Source organism: Halomonas sp. AOP12-B1-6 (genome assembly GCF_052379225.1).
GTDB classification, from domain to species: Bacteria; Pseudomonadota; Gammaproteobacteria; order Pseudomonadales; family Halomonadaceae; genus Vreelandella; species Vreelandella casei.
Window position 1 is genome coordinate 334,140 of record NZ_JBQSYK010000001.1, and the last position, 18,324, is coordinate 352,463.

The window sequence follows — 18,324 nt, forward strand, 5'->3', positions numbered from 1 at the left end:
ACCGATATCGGCGGTGAGAACCGCCTAACGTTGCCAATGGAATGCGGGCACATAGCCGAAACTTCAACCCTTAACGCCTACAACCGAGTGTTTAAATCATGCGTTAAGCTAAGCACTCATCAATGATTACGGCCAAAGTTCAGGCATTGGGCGACCGTTAACCCGCCATACGCCACGTATAACATCAAACTGCAGTTCACGGGTGCCTAGCGGCAGGCCTAGCCATAGCGCGGCTACGGTGGGGGCTTCGTGCCAGGTGAAATCGCCATCAATGCGTTCAAACCAATTAGCCCGCTCTTTGTCTTTGTCCAAATCGACGACACTTAGCTCATCTAACTTGCGGGCATCGAAAAAGAGCGCGCCGTCCGCGTCTAAGCGAATGCCCAATAAGGGGCTGTCTATGGCGACGGTCATGACATCCAGACGCGGTGAGTCGCTGAGCATGTTGCGCAAATCTGGTTCAAGGCGGGCTAACAAACCCTCTGCCATCGGCAGGCTTGAGTCTCCCCAAGCGGCTTCCTGGCGTAAACGACGAATGCCATGGCGCACCGCGTCAGCGTTCAAGCGAGAAAGCTCCATCTCGATTCGGCCATTCATTAGCGGCGTATCAGGCGCCTCTGAAGGCACCAGTACATCACCCACCTCTAGCTCACCCTTAATACGCAGCTCGCCTTCATCCAATACCATATGGCTACGCAAATCTAAGGGCGAAAGCTGCATAACAAACGCGGGGTAGCTCAACTGCAGCGTTTCAATATTTAAATGATCGCGCTGCGAAAAGTGGTAGGCGCCATCGGTGTAGGTATAACGACTTTCAAGGACGGTGGGGCCAACCGCCAGCTGAGACATGCCATCGGTCAACGTGAGCTGATCTAACATCGCACGCAAGCGCCAGTCGCCAAACACGCCTTCTAAGCGCAGCCGGGCGCCGCGAACGGATAATTCGCGGCCATTTTGCTGAATGACGAAGGGGGCCAGTGCAAGGCGCAGCTCGCTGTGGCCGCTCAAGGTATGATAACGGCCTTGCCAGCGTGGTACAGAAGGCGCGGTCACTTCACCCACGGCTTGCTGCAGCACGGTATCTAAGCGGGGTAAAAGGGAACCTTCAACGTCAGTACTTAAAATGCCGTGGCGGGCATTGTAGTTAAGCTCAAGCCGCCAAGGGCGGCCTAAAAGCGGTGAGAGAATGAGCCTACCATGGGAGCTTAGCCAGCCTTGGCGGCTCTCTGTGCGGCTAACACGCCACTCGCCACGAGCCTCTAGATCCTCCAAGGCTTGATGCAGGCTGCGTTCAAAAAGGATGCTTGAGAGAAGCTGCGCTGCCACCCATACCACGGCGATCACCGCCAGCGTGGGGACAATCAGACGTTCCTTGCGCATACTCTCTCCTTGAAACCAACGCACTCGACGCAAACGTAGCTGAAGCCAATAGCTGAAGCCAATGCACCCGAAAAACCGATCTACAGAGTTTGTACTTCTGACGACGCCTTGCCCACCTTTACTAACCGCTGACTAAGCATCTTGCTTAGTGCAGCCAGAACCAAAGGTGCATCGTACTCCAGGCGTAAACCCCCGCCATAACATCATCGATCATAATGCCAAAACCACCGGCGACGCGGCGATCTGCCCAGCGAATTGGCCAAGGCTTGAACACATCAAAGATGCGGAACAATACAAATCCCCATAGCGCAGCCTCCCACGAAAAAGGCACCGCCGCCATGGTCAACCAATAGCCGACAAATTCATCCCACACAATGCCTGAGTGGTCATGCACGCCTAAATCATGTGATGTTTTATCGCATAGCCAAACGCCCACAATAAAAGCGATAAAGCAGATACCTAAATACCACCCTAGGGGTAAATCCGTCATCATCCAATAAAAAGGAATCGCGGCTAGGGTGCCAAACGTACCGGGTGCCCAAGGCACTGTGCCGCTGCCTAAGCCAAAGGCAAAAAAATGCGTTGGGCGACGCCAGACACTTTTCGGTGCACGATTCATGGCGCTTCCCCACTAAAATGCTGCCAACCAGCATAGCCACTGATATCTGTCTGATCAGCCGCACTAATACCTAGCGCTTCCTGACAGCGGCCTATGACGGTGAGCGTCAACCCCAATGGCGCCAAGCGCTGCTGCGCTTTAGCAATATTGTCACTACTTAATGTCACTAGCAGCTCATAGTCGTCACCACCGCAGAGCGCCGACTGCAGCGCGGCCTTCCGGCCTAGTGCGTTTTTCAGGCCTTCCGCTAGCGGTAAGGCATGTATATCGATCACTGCCCCGACGTGAGAGGCCGCGCGCAAGTGCGCTAAATCGGCCAGCAGCCCGTCGGAAACATCCAGAGCCGCGGAAGCCAAACCACGCAGCGCAATGCCTGCGCTCAAGCGCGGTTCGGGCAATAAGTAACGCTTTAACAGCGGATGCATTAGATCACGCTCACCCTGTTTCCAGAGTGCCAGGCCGCCTGCTCCGCCGCCTAGCGCACCGGTCACCGCAATTAAATCGCCCGCCTGAGCACCGCCACGAGTGAGCGCCTGACCTACTGGCACTTCGCCCATCACGGTAACGCCAATAGCCAGGGCGCCTGACGTGACATCGCCTCCGACCAACGTAGTGGCATGTTGCTCGCTAAGCGCGTGAAAGCCGCGCGCATAGTCGGCTAGCCATGTCTGGGTCGCGTCGTCGTCAGCAAACGAACGCTGATCAAAGGTCAATGCCATTAAGCACCAGCGCGACGTTGCGCCCATGGCCGCCAAGTCGCTAAGCGCTACGGCCAATGCACGATGGCCCACCGCAAATGCCGGCGCTTCGCGGGGAAAGTGTACGTCCACGACCGAGGTATCAACGCTAACGGCCAACCGCTGGCCTGCTTGCGGCACCAGTAGCGTGGCATCGTCGCCACATCCTAGTGCGACGCCATCAGACACCGAAGCCTCCTGCGACGGCATGAAGTAGCGTTGAATCAAATCAAATTCGGCAAGCACAAAGGCCCCTTAAACGCATTGTCATACCGCTCACGTTCAGAGACGACGAGCGCTGACTTCGGCACTGCGCAAGCGAATTGCCAGCTTGTCCAGAATGCCGTTCACGTATTTATGGCCATCGGTGGCGCCAAATGACTTAGCCAGCTCAACGCCTTCATTAATCACGACACGATAAGGCACTTCCATACGTCGGGATAACTCGTAAGCCCCCAGCCTTAAAATCGCAAGTTCCACCGCATCCAGATCTTCCAGGCGGCGATCTAACAGCGGCGAAATATCACGGTCCAGCTCTGCTTTAAAACGCACCGTGTTGTGAAGCAGATCATGGAACAGCGCCTTGTCGGCGATTTCCATCACTTTCACCCAGTTTTCGTGATCTTCCAAGTCATCATCGGCAACCTGGCTTCGAAACTCGGCTTCAATGGTGGTGATGGACTTACCCGTCATGTGCCACTGATAAAGCCCTTGCACGGTTAACTCACGCGCGGCATGACGACTCTGCTGAGCGGCAGACGGTTTGCGCTCGCTCATTTAGAATCTCCTGGCGAAAGCGCCCGTAGCAAAGAGACCATTTCCATTGCCGCCATCGCCGCCTCAGTACCTTTATTGCCCGCTTTCGTACCCGCGCGTTCAATCGCTTGCTCGATGCTTTCAACGGTTAGCACGCCGTTGGCAATCGGGGTATCAAATTCAAGCTGAAGGTGGTTAATCGCGGTGTTGCAACCGCCTGCTACGTATTCGAAGTGAGGCGTTCCACCGCGAATCACCGCCCCTAGCGCAATCACCGCATCAGGCTTCATCACTGTCAGCACGCGCTTAACCGCCAGCGGCAGTTCCCAAGCGCCCGGCACGTGAACAATGTGAATATGCTCAGCGTCGACGCCATGACGCGTCAAGCTATCGATAGCACCTTCTACCAAGCTATCGACGATATGGTGGTTAAAACGGCCGACCACGATGACGTAACGGCCATCGACATCAACAAAAGTACCTTCAACTTGAGAGAGGGAGTGCATCAATTTATTCCTGCTGAGAAGTTGGCTCATACGCCGTGTCATTAGGGCCAAGACGCTCAACGACTTCGAGATCAAAGCCGGAAAGCGCGGAAAACTTCCACGGTGAACTAAGTAATCGCATTTTACCCACGCCTAAATAGCGCAGTATTTGCGAGCCAGTGCCGATAGTTAAGTAATTGCCGGCGCCGTCGGAGTCGCTGGTACGTGGCTGGCGAACGCGATCAAGGAAAATATCCAACTGATCCTTCAAATCCTGATGCGGCCTTCCGTCATCGATCAACACAAATACGCCGGGTGCTGAGCCGGCAATCTCTTCCAGTGCGCCGTGCGCATCCCAGCGGCACTGCTCACCTTTCATCAATCCCATCACATCGCGTAGCGTATCGGTCAGATGCACGCGAACCGTGGTGACCTCCTCGGCGCTAGGCTGGCCATTCACTAGCGCCAAATGATGAGCGCCCTGAATGCGATCACGGAATACATGCAACTCAAGCTCACCGTGAGAAGTCGTCACAGAAGACGCTTCAATATGATCGACGGTCTGCTCATTGACGATACGATAATGGATCAAGTCTGCAATCGTACCGATTTTAATATCGTGTTTCTCAGCAAACGCTTCAAGCTCTGGGCGGCGCGCCATACTGCCGTCATCATTCATGATTTCACAGATGACGCCGCTGGGGTCAAATCCCGCCAGCGCCGCTAAGTCACAGGCGGCTTCTGTGTGCCCTGCACGACGCAGCACGCCTCCCGGTTCGGCCATCAGCGGGAAAATATGCCCCGGCTGAACAATATCGGACGGTTTGGCATGCGTGGCCACGGCGGCCTGTACGGTACGCGCACGATCGGCAGCGGAAATGCCGGTAGTGACGCCTTCAGTCGCTTCAATCGAAAGCGTAAACTTGGTGCCAAAACCAGAGCCGTTATCGCGCACCATTAGCGGCAAATTAAGTTGCTCGCAGCGGGCTCGTGTCATTGGCATACAGATAAGACCGCAGGCAAAACGGGCCATGAAGTTGATATGCTCGGCCTGCACCTTTTCGGCGGCCATAATGATATCACCTTCGTTTTCGCGATCCTCATCGTCCATGAGAATCACCATTTTGCCTTGGCGGATATCGTCCACCAGCTCAGCGATAGGGGATAGCCCCCTAGAGGAGGAGTGCGCCATGAAATCTCCAAAAAATGTTGTCGCGAAAGGTGCTCGCGTTTGCTGCGATTTCGCGCGTCAGGGTACCTTGGTATCGTCACTGGCGCTAGTCGGCTGAGGGGAAGCGATAATGCGCCAGTCGCGCCCCACCGCCCGCATATCATGAATGGTTAAACGCCGCTGATCGGCCATACGGGAAAGCCCGGGCAGCGCAAACAGTGGCCGCGCTTCACCTCCTAACAGGGTCGGCGCCACAAACAGCTGCAGCTCGTCGACCAGCTCAGCATCAAGCATGGCCCCCGCGAGCGTCGCGCCAGTTTCTACCAGCAGTTCATTAATCTGTTCATTTTCAGCTAGCCACTGCAGCATTAAAGCGAGATCGATACGGCCGTCGCTACCGGCTGGCAATACGTGGACCTCAGCGCCCGCCTGAGTTAGCCGTTCGCGCTTTTCAGCCAGGTGCTCTGGCGTGGTGATCACCAGGGTGCGCCCGGGTTCGTTCAAACAGGCTGCGGCTAATGGCAAGCGCAGTCGAGTGTCTAAAATAACCCGCAGAGGCTGCCGACGAACCACGTCGTCAGCATTATCGAGCTGGAGCTGTTCAGCGCGAAGCGTAAGTCGCGGGTCGTCCATAATCATCGACTCAACGCCACTCAATATCGCGCTAGACCGCGCGCGCAGTCGCTGCACTTGGCAGCGCGCCTCTGGCCCGGTAATCCACTGCGACTCCCCTGACCCCATCGCCGTACGGCCATCTAAACTCATCGCCATCTTCAAGCGCACAAAGGGCCGCTGAGCTGTCATTCGGGCAATAAAACCAGGATTCAACGCGCGCGCTTCGCTCTCTAGCAAACCCACCGCGACGTCAATGCCTGCCGCTTCTAATCGCTGTAGACCTTGGCCACTGACCTGAGGGTTGGGATCGACCATCGCAACAACGACGCGGGCCACATTGGCCACCACGAGCGCCTGGGCGCAGGGTCCTGTGCGACCGGTGTGCGAACAGGGCTCCAACGTCACATATGCCGTCGCGCCTTGGGCACGTTTACCTGCGGCGTTTAAGGCGTGGATTTCCGCGTGGGGCTCTCCGGCACGCAGATGAAAACCTTCGCCAACGACCTGTTCATCTTTAACAATCACACAGCCAACCCGCGGATTAGGATCGGTCGTGTAAAGCCCTTTATTTGCCAGCTGTAGCGCCCGCGCCATATAGCGGTGATCGGCTTGACTAAAAACGGCACTCATTTCAACGGCTCGCTGCCGTCGCTGGGCTTAGAGGATGGCTCTTGAGATGGCTCTTGAGACAACCGATCAATCTCCGCGCGAAACTCGTCTAAATCTTGAAACTTACGGTATACCGAGGCGAAACGGATATAGGCCACATGATCCAGCGTTTTCAGCGCCAGCATGACTGACTCACCGATATCGCGGGCGTTGACTTCGCGATCACCCCGCGCGCGCAGGGTTTGACGAATGCGCTCCACCGCCGCTTCAATGGCTTCTGCGCTGACCGGACGCTTCTCTAGCGCACGCAGTATACCGGCCCGCAGTTTGGCCTCATTAAAGCTTTCTCGCGAACCGTCGGATTTCACTACCCGCGGCATAACGAGCTCAGCAGTTTCGTAGGTGGTAAATCGCTCTTGGCAACTCGCACACTGGCGCCGACGGCGTACTTGGTCGCCATCGGCTACTAACCGCGAATCGGTCACTCGAGTATCGTTTGCACCACAAAAAGGGCAATGCATGGCGGTCAACCTATTGTCAGCTCGTGTCAGCGGGCCCACGAGTTAGCGTTTAAACGCGGTATCTACCTCGCATTGTAGCGATTTGGCACACAAGCTGCAGCGTTTGTAGCAGATTGTTTATCAGGAGTCCGTCATGCCCCCCTTTGAGCAGACCGTCCACGACTACCTCAGCCATCTTTACGGCCCTAGAGCTTGCGAGGTCCAGCGTCGTTTAAACCAGCATATTACCCACTTCCTGTCACTTGCCCCATTTTCGTTTACGGGCATCGACATTAAACCTAAGAATGCACCATCTTGGAGCGAGAAAGATCAGTGGGTGATCAGCTATGGCGACTCTATTATTGAGGAAGACCTGCCACCGTTGGCCGTGCTCAGCGACTTTCTCCAGGCGCGGTTAGGCGAGCGTATCAGCGGAGTGCACGTACTGCCTTTTTTCCCGTGGAGCAGTGACGACGGCTTCTCCGTCATCCACTCTTATGGCAGCGGTGCGCCTTATGAGATTAATATTACCTGGTTCGAAGCCATGCGCGGCACCCGCCGTGGCCCTGACCCTTGGCAGATAGCCCGGTTTATATGCAGCCAAGCGATTATGCTGAGCTTACAAGGGATTCCTGCGCTGTATATCCACACACTAACGGGCACGCTCAACGATGTAGAAGGCGTGGAACGCAGCGGCCGCTTGCGCTCGATTAACCGTCGCCGCTGGCAGCGTAGCGAACTTGATCTACTGCTAGACAGCCCCTCCACGCCCACCCACGATGTTTTTCACGCCTTAAATCGACTGCTGGCTCAACGCCGCCAAGAGCCCTGCTTTCACCCCAATGCCGCACAGCGAACCTTGGCATCCGCGCCTGAGCTGCTCGCCGTGGAACGTGGACCGCTTGCGGATGGGCGGCGCCTGCTAACGCTGTATAACGTGACCGATACGCCGTTTGCGCTAGAAAATGGCGGTGATGCCATCATACAGGCGCTAGGTAGGCATACTTGGCAAGCACTTGATCTCGATAATCCCTGGAATGTTGAGGGCGCTCTTTCTCCTTATGCGGTACGCTGGCTAGTAGCCTACAACTAAGGATATAACCAAACGTGCGCTCACATTACCGACCCATCATCAGTGGCATGTTATTACTTGCAGGGCTTGGAAGCACAGCTATTGGCTATGCCGACGACCTTCCTGCACCGATACAGTCTCTCGCTGACCAAGGCTTCGAGATCCACGGGCAGTTTGATTCGCCGGGCGATTTACGCGGCTATGGCGTGACGAGGCAGGGCCAGGAAATGGCTGTCTACTTAACCCCTGACGGGGAACACGTCATTGTCGGCACGCTAATGGATAGTGAAGGCAATGACCTCACTGATGCGCAGCTGGATGAACATGTACGCGCACCGCTAGAAGCACAAACTTGGCAGTTATTAGCACAGAGCCACTGGATTCAAGACGGTGACACTAACGCCCCCCGCGTGATTTACGTTTTCACCGATGCCAACTGCCCCTACTGCCGCCAGTTCTGGCAAAACGCTCGCCCCTGGGTAGAAGCCGGCGATGTGCAGTTGCGCCATATCATGGTGGGCATTTTAGCCCCTGACAGCCCGGGTAAAGCCGCCGCTATTTTAGGTGCCGACGATCCCGCTGCCACGCTGAAGGCACATGAAAGTGGTCAGCAAAGCGTTGAAGCAAGCGCCCAGCCACGGGATATCGAAGAACAGGTATATGCCAATAATCAGCTGTTTGAAGAGCTAGGATTATACGCAACACCAACCAGTGCCTTCCAGCGTGAAACGGAAAACGGCACCGTTCGCATTGACCGCATTCAAGGCCTGCCTAACGATGAACAGCTGGTCGACATGATGGGCAGCGAAACGCCTTAAGTACCACGTTCATGATGAGCGTGGCACTTGGCCAGAGACTATACTTTTCCCTGATTATCCAGCTCTACCGCTTCGTGCATGCGCGCCAGCAGGCTAGGCACAGCCGCCTGAACACGGTTCCAGCTAGGAATAAAAGGTCGCTCACGCGGGTTATCCATAAACAGATTGCCCGCTTCGAGTAGATTGCTGGCGAACAGCTCAACGGCCTGCTCTTCAGTATGCCGATCTAGGCTTAAGCCATTCATCGTCGCATCGTGATCGTAGGCCTCAATTAAATCTAATGCGAACCGGTAATAGGTTGCTTTGAGGGTACGAAAGTCTTCACTGCTAAAGGTAATGCCCTGGGTCGCCAATTTGCGATAAAGCGCTTTTGAAATATCCAGGCTCATGCGATTTAAACCGCCATCAGGATCATCTTCGCTGATCGGCTGATGCTTGTGATCATAGGCATCAGCAATATCCACTTGGCATAGTTGACGCAGGGAGTAGTTGCGCTGTAACTCAGACAAAACGCCGATTTCCAGCCCCCAGTCTGCAGGTATACGAATGCCTTCCAACACGTCACTACGCATAGCGAACTCACCCGAGAGCGGGTAGCGAAAGCTATCCAAATAGTCCAGGTAAGGCAGCGGCCCACAGACGATTTTTAACGCCCGCAACAGCGGCGTCACTAATAGCCGTGAGACGCGGCCATTCAATTGCCCCTCTGCAATACGCGGATAGTAGCCTTTACAAAAACGATAGTTAAAATTCGGATGAGCGACCGGATACATTAAACGCGCCAGCAAACCCCGCTCGTAGGTCAAAATATCGCAATCGTGTAGCCCAACCACCGATGACCGCCCAGACGCCAATACATAGCCTGCGCAGTACCACACATTGCGCCCTTTGCCTGGTTCTAACGCACCCAACCCATGCTCTTCAAGCTCCGCATCCAAGGCACGTAATCGTGGGCCATCATTCCACAAAATACGCGTATGTTGAGGCAGGCGAGAGAAAAACTCCTTGGCATGTAAAAACTGCTCACGATCAGCCCGATCCAGGCCGATTATGATCTCATTGAGATAAGGCACTTTCACTAACTCATCAACAATCGCCGATAATGCGGTTCCTTCCAATTCCGAAAATAATGAAGGCAGGATTAATCCCATTGGGCGTCGACGTGAAAATTGGCATAGCTCCTGCTCTAACGCCTCTACCGGGCGTCGAGTGAGGTTGTGAAAATCAGTAATAATGCCGTTTTGATGAAAGTCGCTCATATGTTTGCCTTCCTGAGTAGGTTAAATAACGGCATCACATGTTGTTGCCGCGACTAAACGGCGTTCGTCTCGCCCCCAAAAATGGGCCACCCCCTCAGCCCAGCCAGTCGGCCCTGCTGCTTGCGTGCGATATAACGACAGGCTATTGGGCTCAACGATCAAATCATGACAGCCACGAATAACCACAGCTTGATCGACGGCTTCCAGCATCGTGACATCGTTGGGCCCGTCCCCCAGGCCAAGTGAAAGCGGCGTACGCCCTCTTAAGGTGGTAAACCGCTTAATTAACCACTCCACCGCGCTACCTTTGTCGGCAGTGCGTCCCATGACATGCCAAAAACGTCCGCCTTGAGTCAACGCCAATCCATCGCCTTCCAAGGCAGCACGGAAGGCATCCAAGGCAGCCGCATTGTCTTGCCATAACAGTGGCTCGCTGCCTTCTCGCTGACGTGCATCCCGGGCACGCGCTTCGTCAAGCCCGGTGAGTTTCACTACCTCTAAGACGCTCATCTCACTCATACGCGTAAAGCGGCATTTTAGCCGTTCTCGCCACACCTTGAGACGAGCACGAATAAAGCCAATATCGACCCCCGGATGCTTGATCACCACACCGTCGCGCCCACTGCCCGGGCGATCTAAACGTGCATGACACCAGCCAGGCGGCAGGCCAATGACCGCGCCATTTTCAGCAATAAAAGGCGTTGCGGTAAGACCCAGCGCTTCGCGTAAAGGGATTAGCTCGGCACGGGTTTTACTGGTGACGGGGATTACCGGCACTCCCATCTGTTTTAATCGGGCAAGCCACGGCGCAGCGGGACTGAAGTCATAGCTATGGTGGTCTAATAGCGAGCCATCTAAGTCGGTGACGACTAAGCGAGGCTGCAAAGCAGGATCTATGGAAAAGATTGGCGCTGAGAGACGATTGGCTTCAAGCATGGCACTACCTCGTTTCAGTCTTAACGCACAGTTAAGACGTCGTGTCTGGATTACCAAGCTTATAAGGCAAATAATGCGCCAAAAACGATAAATGCTGGTTTCGCAGTGAGTTACATATCACTTGTGTAGTGGCATTGCGCTCAAGCCAATGGCAGCACCAAAAAGCAGCGTTGATAGCGCACCCAAAAGGCGCATAAAACAATCGGCGCACGCTGCTGTCTTCCAACGGCTGTGTGGCTGATGCACAGTGGTGCTAATACCCTGTCCGCTGCGTGTAGGCTAAACCTTTCTAAAGTGATGCATTAAAGCAAAATGCGCGCTAGCATACTCATCGAAGAAATGACCGCAGAGTGAGCCCTTTCCCACCAGGCGCTAGCCAACGGCCAGCGTAATTGGTGATTTCAGGCCTTTGATCTAAATAGCACGCTCGCAGCGTGTTAGAGGGCAAAGGGGGCTGGTAAAGCCATCTATCCCAATCGTCAAATATGTAAAGGTTTCCTATGGGTCGTCAACGACAGACTGTTAAGCAACATATTATTGTTATTGCTAGCCGCGTCATCAAACTGACCGCCAATATCACCAAAGTGCTTTGCTATCCTTTCCACGCCGCCTTTCCTAACAAGCGCTTTACCCTGCCAGCCTATGCGCCACCGTTGCTTCAGCCCTCCGCCAAGAAAGTGGCAATCCCGCGGATTATTTGGCAGACCAACTTCACGGACAAAGTGACGCTGCCTGTCTATCTAAACTATTTATTTAATCGCCTGATGGCCCCACGTTTTGAATATCGTTTTATGGTGACGGAAGCAAGGCACCTATTTATTGCGGATCACTATGACAGTGAAATCACTCAAAACTATTTGAAATTACAGATAGGTGCTGCACAGGCTGATTTCTGGCGGCTGCTGGTGCTACAAGAATATGGCGGCGTTTATTTAGATATCGATGCCCATGCTATTTGGCCGTTAAGCGATACGTTAGCCAGGAATACGGAGGAGCTGTACGTCGTCACGCGGCGCGGGGATTTCAGTAATTACTTTATTGCCAGCAAGCCTCAAAACCCGAATCTCGAAAAATTAATCAATCAGGTTAATAACAATATTAAAGACAATCAGCTCACTAACGTATTTGAGCTAACCGGGCCAGGCGTGTTCAATCAATTGCTAAACATACAAGAGGTGCCCACGGTTTCTTACCGCCATGCCTGCAATCAAGGCAGCTTTACTAACGAGCACTTTCAGTACATCGATAAAGCAGCGGGAAAGTGGACCAAAGAGCAACAAAAAGTGAGTATTGTTCGCCAAGAAGAACCATAAGTATCTAAGCAAAAAGCCCTGAATTAACAGGGCCTCTTTTCACATACGCACTAACGTGACGTTTACTTATAAACAGGCAGTCGCGCGCAAACCCCAGCTACTTTGTCCAACACCTGCGCTTCAATAGCGCTGGTGTCTTCGCCGTTGGCTAATACATCCAGAATGTCGCAGATCCAACCGGCCAACGTGCTGCACTCTTGCTCACCGAAACCGCGTGTGGTCACCGCAGGCGTACCAATACGCAAACCTGAGGTTACAAACGGGCTTTGTGGGTCGTTAGGTACGGCATTTTTATTAACGGTAATGTGGGCGCGGCCCAAAGCGGCGTCCGCGTCTTTACCGGTAACACCTTGCTTGATCAGCGACAGCAGAAATAAGTGGTCTTCGGTGCCGCCAGAAACGATATCGTAGCCGCGGTCAATGAATACACTGGCCATTGCCTGAGCATTTTTGACCACCTGCTGTTGATACGTTTTGAACGCAGGCTCCATGGCTTCTTTGAAGCAGATCGCTTTTGCCGCAATCACGTGCATCAAAGGACCGCCCTGGCCACCCGGGAATACCGCTGACTGCAACTTTTTCTCAATATCAGCGTCGTTTTCCGCCGAGAGAATCACACCGCTGCGCGGGCCACGTAGCGTTTTATGGGTGGTAGACGTCACGACGTGGGCATGAGGCAAAGGGCTTGGATAGACACCCGCCGCGACAAGACCTGCCACGTGGGCCATATCCACCAACAGGTAAGCGCCCACTTCATCGGCGATTTCGCGGAACTTGGCCCAATCAACGATCTGAGAATACGCGGAAAAACCGGCGATGATCATCTTCGGCTTGTGCTCGCGAGCAAGCGCGGCCACTTGATCGTAGTCGATCAAGCCCTGCTCATTCAAACCGTACTGAATGGCATTGAAGTGCCTGCCCGAAAAGCTTGGCTTGGCACCGTGGGTCAGGTGGCCGCCTGCATCCAAGCTCATCCCTAGAATGGTATCGCCAGGCTTAACGAGCGCTAAAAAGACGGCGCTATTGGCCTGGGAGCCAGAATGCGGCTGAACGTTGACATAGGTTGCGCCAAACAGTTCTTTGGCGTAATCAATGGCCAGAGTTTCAGCAATATCGACGAATTCACAGCCACCGTAGTAGCGCTTACCGGGATAGCCTTCGGCGTATTTATTGGTTAGCTGACTACCTTGTGCTTCCAGTACGCGGGGGCTGGCGTAGTTTTCAGAAGCAATCAGCTCGATGTGGGCTTCTTGGCGTGCTACTTCTTTCTGCATGGCATCAAAAAGCACATCATCAAATCCGGCAATTGTCATATCGCGGCTGAACATCGGCAGGCACCTCGTAACGAGAAAGAGTCATCATGGAAGAAGCGAGGGCGCTATCATAACGCAGCCTGACACGACTTTCATCGCATCCGCATCAGGTTGTTAATGCACAGCATTCATCTTTAAGGCTTGGTAGCAGCATTTGTGAGACACCGCTTTAGCTCGCGAATCTTTAGGTTGCTACCCACCTCATCCCTGCTGACTTGCATTTTCGTCGCCAAGACCGAATACTGTATGTCCATACATGCACCATATCAGCCAGGGTGTCGACAATGCCGGGTCAGCACACTCCACTTACCCCCACCTTGCCGTTAATATCGCAGCCGCAGCCTTATCTAACGCTGACAGGCCGAGCGGGGTTTAGCGGTTTTCCTTCGCCTGCGCAGGATTACGAGCCACGCACGCTAGACCTCAATACACGATTGATAAAAAATCCTACCGAGACGTTTTATATCACTGCCGCAGGCGACAGCATGGAGGGCTGGGGTATTTTTGACAGCGATTTACTGATTGTCGACCGCGGCGTAAAACCTCGCTTAGGACATATATTGGTGGCGATGTTTGACGGCGAAGTATTGATTAAACGTTACGCGCTCTATCAAGGCACACCGCACCTTTGCTCTGCCCATCCGCACTACCCGCCCCTGCCGCTTGAAGGCACCGACTGCCAGCTATGGGGCGTGGTGCGCGCCGTCGTGCATGAATATTTGCGATGAAATGAGGGCTTAAGATGATTGGCTTGGTCGATGCCAATAATTTCTATGTCAGCTGCGAGCGTATCTTTCAACCTAAGCTTGAAGACAGGCCTGTCGGTGTTATGTCGAATAACGATGGGTGCATTATCGCCCGCTCAGCCGAGCTTAAAGCGCTGGATATTCCCATGGGGACGCCGGCGTTTAAACTTGAAGCGCTGCGTCAGCGTGGCGACATCCACCTATTGTCGTCTAACTACGAACTTTACGGCGATATGTCGGCACGGCTGACCCAGCTACTGCGCAATGCCTGCCCGGACGTTGCCCCCTACTCAATCGATGAAATGTTCGTCTATTTAGAAAGTTTCACCACAGAGCAATGTGACGCTCTAGGGCGGAAGCTGCGTCAGCGCATTCGGCGTCATTTAGGCCTGCCGGTGTGCGTTGGGCTGGCCCCCACGCACACACTCGCCAAGCTGGCTAACCACGTTGCCAAGCAAGACCCTTACTACCAAGGCGTTTGCCTACTCGGTGGGCAGGATCACACGACAGAGGCGCTGCTCAAACGCACGCCGGTAAGCCGCGTGTGGGGCGTCGGGCATCGCCTGGCCGAGCGCTTAGCCATCGGCGGAGTGAGGACCGCCTGGGAATTAAGAGAAAGCGATGAAAAACAGCTGCGTAAGCGTTTCTCAGTAATACTCGCGCGCACGGCGCTTGAGCTACGCGGCACGCCATGCTTAACAATGAACGCATTGGATCTACCGCGCCAGCGCATTATGACATCACGTTCGTTTGGCCAACCGACAGGCGACTTTACGCAGGTGCATAACGCTCTACGCCGACACGCCCAGCGTAGCGCTGAAAAACTGCGCGAGCAGCGTAGTTTAGCCCGCGCCGTAATGGTATTTCTTAATACCAACCGCCACCGCCGCGATCAGCCGCAATGCTTCCCGCAAGCGCTAATCGCGCTGCCCTCACCCAGCGACGATACCCGCGTTATCCTTGATACGGTTCGCCAGGGGCTGGAGCAAATGTACCGCCCTCACCACCACTTTATGAAAGCGGGTGTAATGCTCCTCGACTTAGTCGATGCCGAGCGACACCAGCTGTCATTATTAGGGCCAACGCCTCACCATCATCACCCATTGCTGATGGCAACGGTGGACCAGATCAATCAGCAAATGGGGCAAGGAACGATTAGTTTTGGCATGACCAATGCGCCGGCCGCCTGGCAACTGCGCTGCGCCCATCGCTCTCCTCGCTTCACTACGCGCTGGGATGAATTAATGCAGGCAGGCACTCATCCTGGCGCTATCGATGCGTGTACTTCACGGACGTAACCGCTACCCTAGGGCATCCTTTGCCCGAATAACGTTGCCTTCATGTCTCTCACTCGTCCCGATCAAGAGTACGCTCCAGCACCTGGCCTAGCGCAACGGTGGGCAAACCGCTATATACAAGGCTACTTTCGCCGCCATCCGGCACTGGCAGCCCCCAACCCACAGGCGCTGCAACGCGCACGACGCTGGATTATCACTTGGGCGGCGGTTGCCGGAATGATTTCTGGTACGCTGATTGGCGGAGCAGAATGGTGGATGCGGGAATTTGCCACCGACAACTGGAATGCGCTGAGTCTTCGCGAGCAGCTTCCCTACTGGGCCGGCTATATGGCCGTAGCAGGCAGCATTACCGCGCTAGAGATTGGCTTCTTGTACTGGAATGCGCTACGCGGCGTCGCGAGCATTACGCGCTTGGCAGGCTTGCACTATGGCCAAACCGAACCACTAGAGCCGGATATTCAACTGACGGTGCACGGCGTTTCACGCGTAGCCTTGGAGTACCCAAGTCCGGGTAATCTTATCTATGGCGTTGACCCACATGCCTACCTGGGTGGCTGGAGAATAACCGCTAGAGCCCTGCTTTATCGCTTAAAAATCAGCTTAAGCAGCTTCCTGCTTCGTTTACTGCTACGCCGCTTATTAGGCCGCCTGACGCTGCGCGGTTTTCTGCCCGTTTTAACAGGGCCCCTGTATGCTGTTTGGAACGCCTGGATTGCTGCACGCATTATTCAAGAAGCCTATTTACAGGCCCGCGGACCAGCGCTAGTGAAGCAGTTAATGGCAACGCTAGCTGACAGCGACGCTCCGACTCGCCGCTTAGTGGCACAAGGAGTGGGTGAGCTCATTATGCGCAATCAGCACCCACACCCGAATTTAGTGCTGCTTCTGGCTCGCCTGCTAGATAGCCTGCCCGACAAACCACAAGCTATTGACGTTGATTGGCCTACGACGCTTCACGACTACGCGCAGCTAACGAACCCGCCACGGCATACGCTGCTCAGCGCACTTACCCAGACGGCACTGCTCAGTGGCACCTACCGTGGCTCAAGGAAACGATTTTTAAAAGAAGTCTTTGCGACGTGTCAAACGCCGCTGCTAGAGACTGATGTGAAGGCCCAGCAGCAGCGTTTATTATCAGGCGAGGTGCCGTAACGGATTAAACGGACTTGAGGGCGTGACGTAGCCGCGGGCTGAGGGTTTCACCGAATATCGCCATAGCGACCAAGATCGCCAGGAGCCACGGCCAGTGCGCGGCAAACGAAACCTGATAAACGCCCAAGGCGTCGACGAAAATCACCACAATACCGAGCGGGCTCACGTAGCGCACCATGGTCAGCCAAAGCGCATAGGGCAGCGGCGCCAGCCCCAGCTCATCGCGGAAAGTCTCGCTTTTTAATACATAGCCTGCCAGCACCACCATGCCCAATCCACCCAGCGGCATCATCCAGCGTGACGTCAGGTAGTCCAGCCAGTCGAAAAAGGTTTTTCCCGCCAGCGTCCAGTCAGCGCCCAGATTAAACGACAGCATTGCCAGGGTGCTGATCAACCACAGCACAATACCCGTTACCCAAGCAGCGGTCGGGCGCGACAATCCTTTGTTATCGCATAGCCAAGAGACCGTGGCTTCAACCATGGAAATAGCGGAGGTCAACGCCGCCATAGAAAGCATTAAGAAGAATAAGATGCCAAATAACGTGCCCAGGGGCATCGCCTGGAAGGCCAGCGGCAGGCTCATAAAGATCAACCCTGGGCCTTCACCAGGATTCATGCCGTTGGCAAAAATCACCGGAAAAATCGCCAGACCCGCCATCAAGGCAACGACCGTATCGGCGACGGCAACGCTCACCGTGGTACGGCCAATTGAAGCGTCTTTAGGCAGGTAGCTGCCGTAGGTCAGAATCGCGCCAGAGGCAAGTGAGAGTGTGAAAAAGGCGTGGCCGAGCGCTGCCAACAAGCCCTCACTAGAGAGGCTGCCGGCATTGAATGAGAATAGAAAGCTCACCGCCGCACCAAAGCCACCGGAAAACATACCAAAGCCAATCAGCACAACCAGCATGACAACCAACCCTGGCATCATCCAACTGACGCTTTTTTCAATGCCTCGCTGCACGCCTTTGCCCACAATGAGCATCGTGATCAGCGTGACAAAGGTGCTCCAGAAACCAAGGTTGAGCGGGTTCGCATTATTAGCGCCGAACACCGCCGCCATATCATCAACACTGCTGGCTGCAAGCCCGCCAGTTAGCATCTTCCACAAATAGGCAAATGACCAACCGGCCACGACCACATAAAACGATAGCACCATAAAACCGCAGAGCATCGCCATCCAGCCAATCAATGACCAGGCCGAGGAGCGGCCAGACTCATTGACGACGCGACGAATAGCGTCCACGGGGCTGCCGCGCCCGCGGCGCCCAAAGGCAATCTCCGCCATCATTACCGGCACACCAACGGCAAAGATGCACACTAGATAAACCAAGACGAACGCACCGCCACCAAATTCCCCGGTGATATAAGGGAATTTCCAGATATTGCCTAGCCCAACCGCCGAGCCGGTTGCTGCCAACATAAACCCCCAGCGGCCTAGCCACTGAGTGCGAGGTTGCCCAGAAGAGGTCATTAGCGCATTTACCCTGTCATAAAAAGGCGCCTATTCTAGCAGCCTGCCGGACTTAACGCAGATCTACTGCAAACACC

The 18,324-nt window shown here is 54.6% G+C and carries 18 protein-coding genes; 6 read left to right on the forward strand and 12 right to left on the reverse strand.

Translation table 11 applies throughout. From position 1 onward, the window contains the following. Positions 1–126: 126 nt before the first annotated feature. From ACT3TR_RS01485 to nrdR, 8 genes are all read right to left on the reverse strand, one after another. Entirely contained in the window at positions 127–1,380 is a 1,254-nt protein-coding gene (locus ACT3TR_RS01485) for a DUF945 family protein (protein ID WP_193062261.1), read from the reverse strand. A gap of 145 nt (positions 1,381–1,525) precedes the next feature. Then, positions 1,526–1,999: a phosphatidylglycerophosphatase A family protein gene (locus tag ACT3TR_RS01490; protein ID WP_444624686.1), complete on the reverse strand. Its 474-nt coding sequence runs from the start codon at positions 1,997–1,999 to the stop codon at positions 1,526–1,528. After that, positions 1,996–2,982: a thiamine-phosphate kinase gene (thiL, locus tag ACT3TR_RS01495; RefSeq protein WP_444624685.1), complete on the reverse strand. Its 987-nt coding sequence runs from the start codon at positions 2,980–2,982 to the stop codon at positions 1,996–1,998. The genes ACT3TR_RS01490 and thiL overlap by 4 nt, the downstream gene beginning before the upstream one ends. 36 nt (positions 2,983–3,018) lie before the next feature. Continuing rightward, complete coding sequence (nusB, locus tag ACT3TR_RS01500; protein ID WP_193062257.1) at positions 3,019–3,513, reverse strand: transcription antitermination factor NusB; 495 nt, start codon at positions 3,511–3,513, stop codon at positions 3,019–3,021. Continuing rightward, positions 3,510–3,998 (reverse strand): 6,7-dimethyl-8-ribityllumazine synthase, encoded by a 489-nt coding sequence (gene ribH / locus ACT3TR_RS01505; RefSeq protein WP_096281292.1) that lies wholly within the window; start codon positions 3,996–3,998, stop codon positions 3,510–3,512. The genes nusB and ribH overlap by 4 nt, the downstream gene beginning before the upstream one ends. A 4-nt stretch (positions 3,999–4,002) precedes the next feature. Beyond that, entirely contained in the window at positions 4,003–5,169 is a 1,167-nt protein-coding gene (gene ribBA, locus ACT3TR_RS01510) for a bifunctional 3,4-dihydroxy-2-butanone-4-phosphate synthase/GTP cyclohydrolase II (RefSeq protein WP_441685083.1), read from the reverse strand. 57 nt (positions 5,170–5,226) lie between these two features. Next, positions 5,227–6,393 carry a bifunctional diaminohydroxyphosphoribosylaminopyrimidine deaminase/5-amino-6-(5-phosphoribosylamino)uracil reductase RibD gene (gene ribD, locus ACT3TR_RS01515; protein WP_444624684.1) on the reverse strand — a complete coding sequence of 389 codons (1,167 nt, stop codon included), beginning with the start codon at positions 6,391–6,393 and terminating at the stop codon, positions 5,227–5,229. Further along, positions 6,390–6,893 carry a transcriptional regulator NrdR gene (nrdR, locus tag ACT3TR_RS01520; protein ID WP_193062251.1) on the reverse strand — a complete coding sequence of 168 codons (504 nt, stop codon included), beginning with the start codon at positions 6,891–6,893 and terminating at the stop codon, positions 6,390–6,392. The genes ribD and nrdR overlap by 4 nt, the downstream gene beginning before the upstream one ends. A 133-nt stretch (positions 6,894–7,026) precedes the next feature. Between nrdR and ACT3TR_RS01525 the strand changes: the two genes are divergently transcribed. Then, entirely contained in the window at positions 7,027–7,965 is a 939-nt protein-coding gene (locus ACT3TR_RS01525; protein ID WP_444624683.1) for a hypothetical protein, read from the forward strand. Between the two features lie 47 nt (positions 7,966–8,012). Beyond that, a complete protein-coding gene (gene dsbG, locus ACT3TR_RS01530; protein WP_444624777.1) occupies positions 8,013–8,762 on the forward strand; it encodes a thiol:disulfide interchange protein DsbG in 750 nt (249 codons plus the stop codon). Positions 8,763–8,800: 38 nt separating this feature from the next. Here dsbG and ACT3TR_RS01535 read toward each other — a convergent pair whose 3' ends face one another. Together ACT3TR_RS01535 and ACT3TR_RS01540 are read right to left on the reverse strand one after the other, a co-directional pair. After that, complete coding sequence (locus ACT3TR_RS01535) at positions 8,801–10,021, reverse strand: glycosyl transferase (RefSeq protein ID WP_444624682.1); 1,221 nt, start codon at positions 10,019–10,021, stop codon at positions 8,801–8,803. Between the two features lie 21 nt (positions 10,022–10,042). After that, positions 10,043–10,957, reverse strand: coding sequence for an HAD-IIB family hydrolase (locus ACT3TR_RS01540; protein ID WP_444624681.1), 915 nt, complete (start codon positions 10,955–10,957; stop codon positions 10,043–10,045). Between the two features lie 500 nt (positions 10,958–11,457). Between ACT3TR_RS01540 and ACT3TR_RS01545 the strand changes: the two genes are divergently transcribed. Next, entirely contained in the window at positions 11,458–12,270 is an 813-nt protein-coding gene (locus ACT3TR_RS01545) for a glycosyltransferase family 32 protein (RefSeq protein WP_193062244.1), read from the forward strand. Between the two features lie 62 nt (positions 12,271–12,332). On the opposite strand, the gene glyA is transcribed toward ACT3TR_RS01545, so the two are convergent. After that, positions 12,333–13,598, reverse strand: coding sequence for a serine hydroxymethyltransferase (glyA, locus tag ACT3TR_RS01550; protein ID WP_193062242.1), 1,266 nt, complete (start codon positions 13,596–13,598; stop codon positions 12,333–12,335). A gap of 269 nt (positions 13,599–13,867) precedes the next feature. Here glyA and ACT3TR_RS01555 point away from each other — a divergent pair, with 269 nt between their 5' ends. From ACT3TR_RS01555 to ACT3TR_RS01565, 3 genes are read left to right on the forward strand one after another with little or no spacing between them, the layout of a single operon-like run. Then, on the forward strand, positions 13,868–14,311 hold the full coding sequence (locus ACT3TR_RS01555) for a LexA family protein (RefSeq protein WP_444624680.1): 444 nt from the start codon (positions 13,868–13,870) through the stop codon (positions 14,309–14,311). Positions 14,312–14,325: 14 nt separating this feature from the next. Continuing rightward, positions 14,326–15,627 carry a Y-family DNA polymerase gene (locus ACT3TR_RS01560; protein WP_444624679.1) on the forward strand — a complete coding sequence of 434 codons (1,302 nt, stop codon included), beginning with the start codon at positions 14,326–14,328 and terminating at the stop codon, positions 15,625–15,627. A 42-nt stretch (positions 15,628–15,669) separates the two neighbouring features. Then, positions 15,670–16,779: an LBF_2804 family protein gene (locus tag ACT3TR_RS01565; RefSeq protein WP_444624678.1), complete on the forward strand. Its 1,110-nt coding sequence runs from the start codon at positions 15,670–15,672 to the stop codon at positions 16,777–16,779. Between the two features lie 4 nt (positions 16,780–16,783). Here the strand turns inward: ACT3TR_RS01565 and ACT3TR_RS01570 are convergent, their stop codons facing one another. Next, complete coding sequence (locus tag ACT3TR_RS01570; protein WP_441686796.1) at positions 16,784–18,247, reverse strand: sodium-dependent transporter; 1,464 nt, start codon at positions 18,245–18,247, stop codon at positions 16,784–16,786. Positions 18,248–18,324: the final 77 nt, after the last annotated feature.

Excerpts from the sequence above, each read along its gene's own strand:
- ACT3TR_RS01485 (WP_193062261.1), bottom strand. The coding sequence starts at position 1,380 with ATGCGCAAGGAACGTCTGATTGTCCCCACGCTGGCGGTGATCGCCGTG.
- ACT3TR_RS01490 (WP_444624686.1), bottom strand. The coding sequence starts at position 1,999 with ATGAATCGTGCACCGAAAAGTGTCTGGCGTCGCCCAACGCATTTTTTT.
- nusB (WP_193062257.1), bottom strand. The coding sequence starts at position 3,513 with ATGAGCGAGCGCAAACCGTCTGCCGCTCAGCAGAGTCGTCATGCCGCG.
- ribH (WP_096281292.1), bottom strand. The coding sequence starts at position 3,998 with ATGCACTCCCTCTCTCAAGTTGAAGGTACTTTTGTTGATGTCGATGGC.
- ribBA (WP_441685083.1), bottom strand. The coding sequence starts at position 5,169 with ATGGCGCACTCCTCCTCTAGGGGGCTATCCCCTATCGCTGAGCTGGTG.
- ribD (WP_444624684.1), bottom strand. The coding sequence starts at position 6,393 with ATGAGTGCCGTTTTTAGTCAAGCCGATCACCGCTATATGGCGCGGGCG.
- nrdR (WP_193062251.1), bottom strand. The coding sequence starts at position 6,893 with ATGCATTGCCCTTTTTGTGGTGCAAACGATACTCGAGTGACCGATTCG.
- ACT3TR_RS01525 (WP_444624683.1), top strand. The coding sequence starts at position 7,027 with ATGCCCCCCTTTGAGCAGACCGTCCACGACTACCTCAGCCATCTTTAC.
- dsbG (WP_444624777.1), top strand. The coding sequence starts at position 8,013 with ATGTTATTACTTGCAGGGCTTGGAAGCACAGCTATTGGCTATGCCGAC.
- ACT3TR_RS01535 (WP_444624682.1), bottom strand. The coding sequence starts at position 10,021 with ATGAGCGACTTTCATCAAAACGGCATTATTACTGATTTTCACAACCTC.
- ACT3TR_RS01540 (WP_444624681.1), bottom strand. The coding sequence starts at position 10,957 with ATGCTTGAAGCCAATCGTCTCTCAGCGCCAATCTTTTCCATAGATCCT.
- ACT3TR_RS01545 (WP_193062244.1), top strand. The coding sequence starts at position 11,458 with ATGGGTCGTCAACGACAGACTGTTAAGCAACATATTATTGTTATTGCT.
- glyA (WP_193062242.1), bottom strand. The coding sequence starts at position 13,598 with ATGTTCAGCCGCGATATGACAATTGCCGGATTTGATGATGTGCTTTTT.
- ACT3TR_RS01555 (WP_444624680.1), top strand. The coding sequence starts at position 13,868 with ATGCCGGGTCAGCACACTCCACTTACCCCCACCTTGCCGTTAATATCG.
- ACT3TR_RS01560 (WP_444624679.1), top strand. The coding sequence starts at position 14,326 with ATGATTGGCTTGGTCGATGCCAATAATTTCTATGTCAGCTGCGAGCGT.
- ACT3TR_RS01565 (WP_444624678.1), top strand. The coding sequence starts at position 15,670 with ATGTCTCTCACTCGTCCCGATCAAGAGTACGCTCCAGCACCTGGCCTA.
- ACT3TR_RS01570 (WP_441686796.1), bottom strand. The coding sequence starts at position 18,247 with ATGACCTCTTCTGGGCAACCTCGCACTCAGTGGCTAGGCCGCTGGGGG.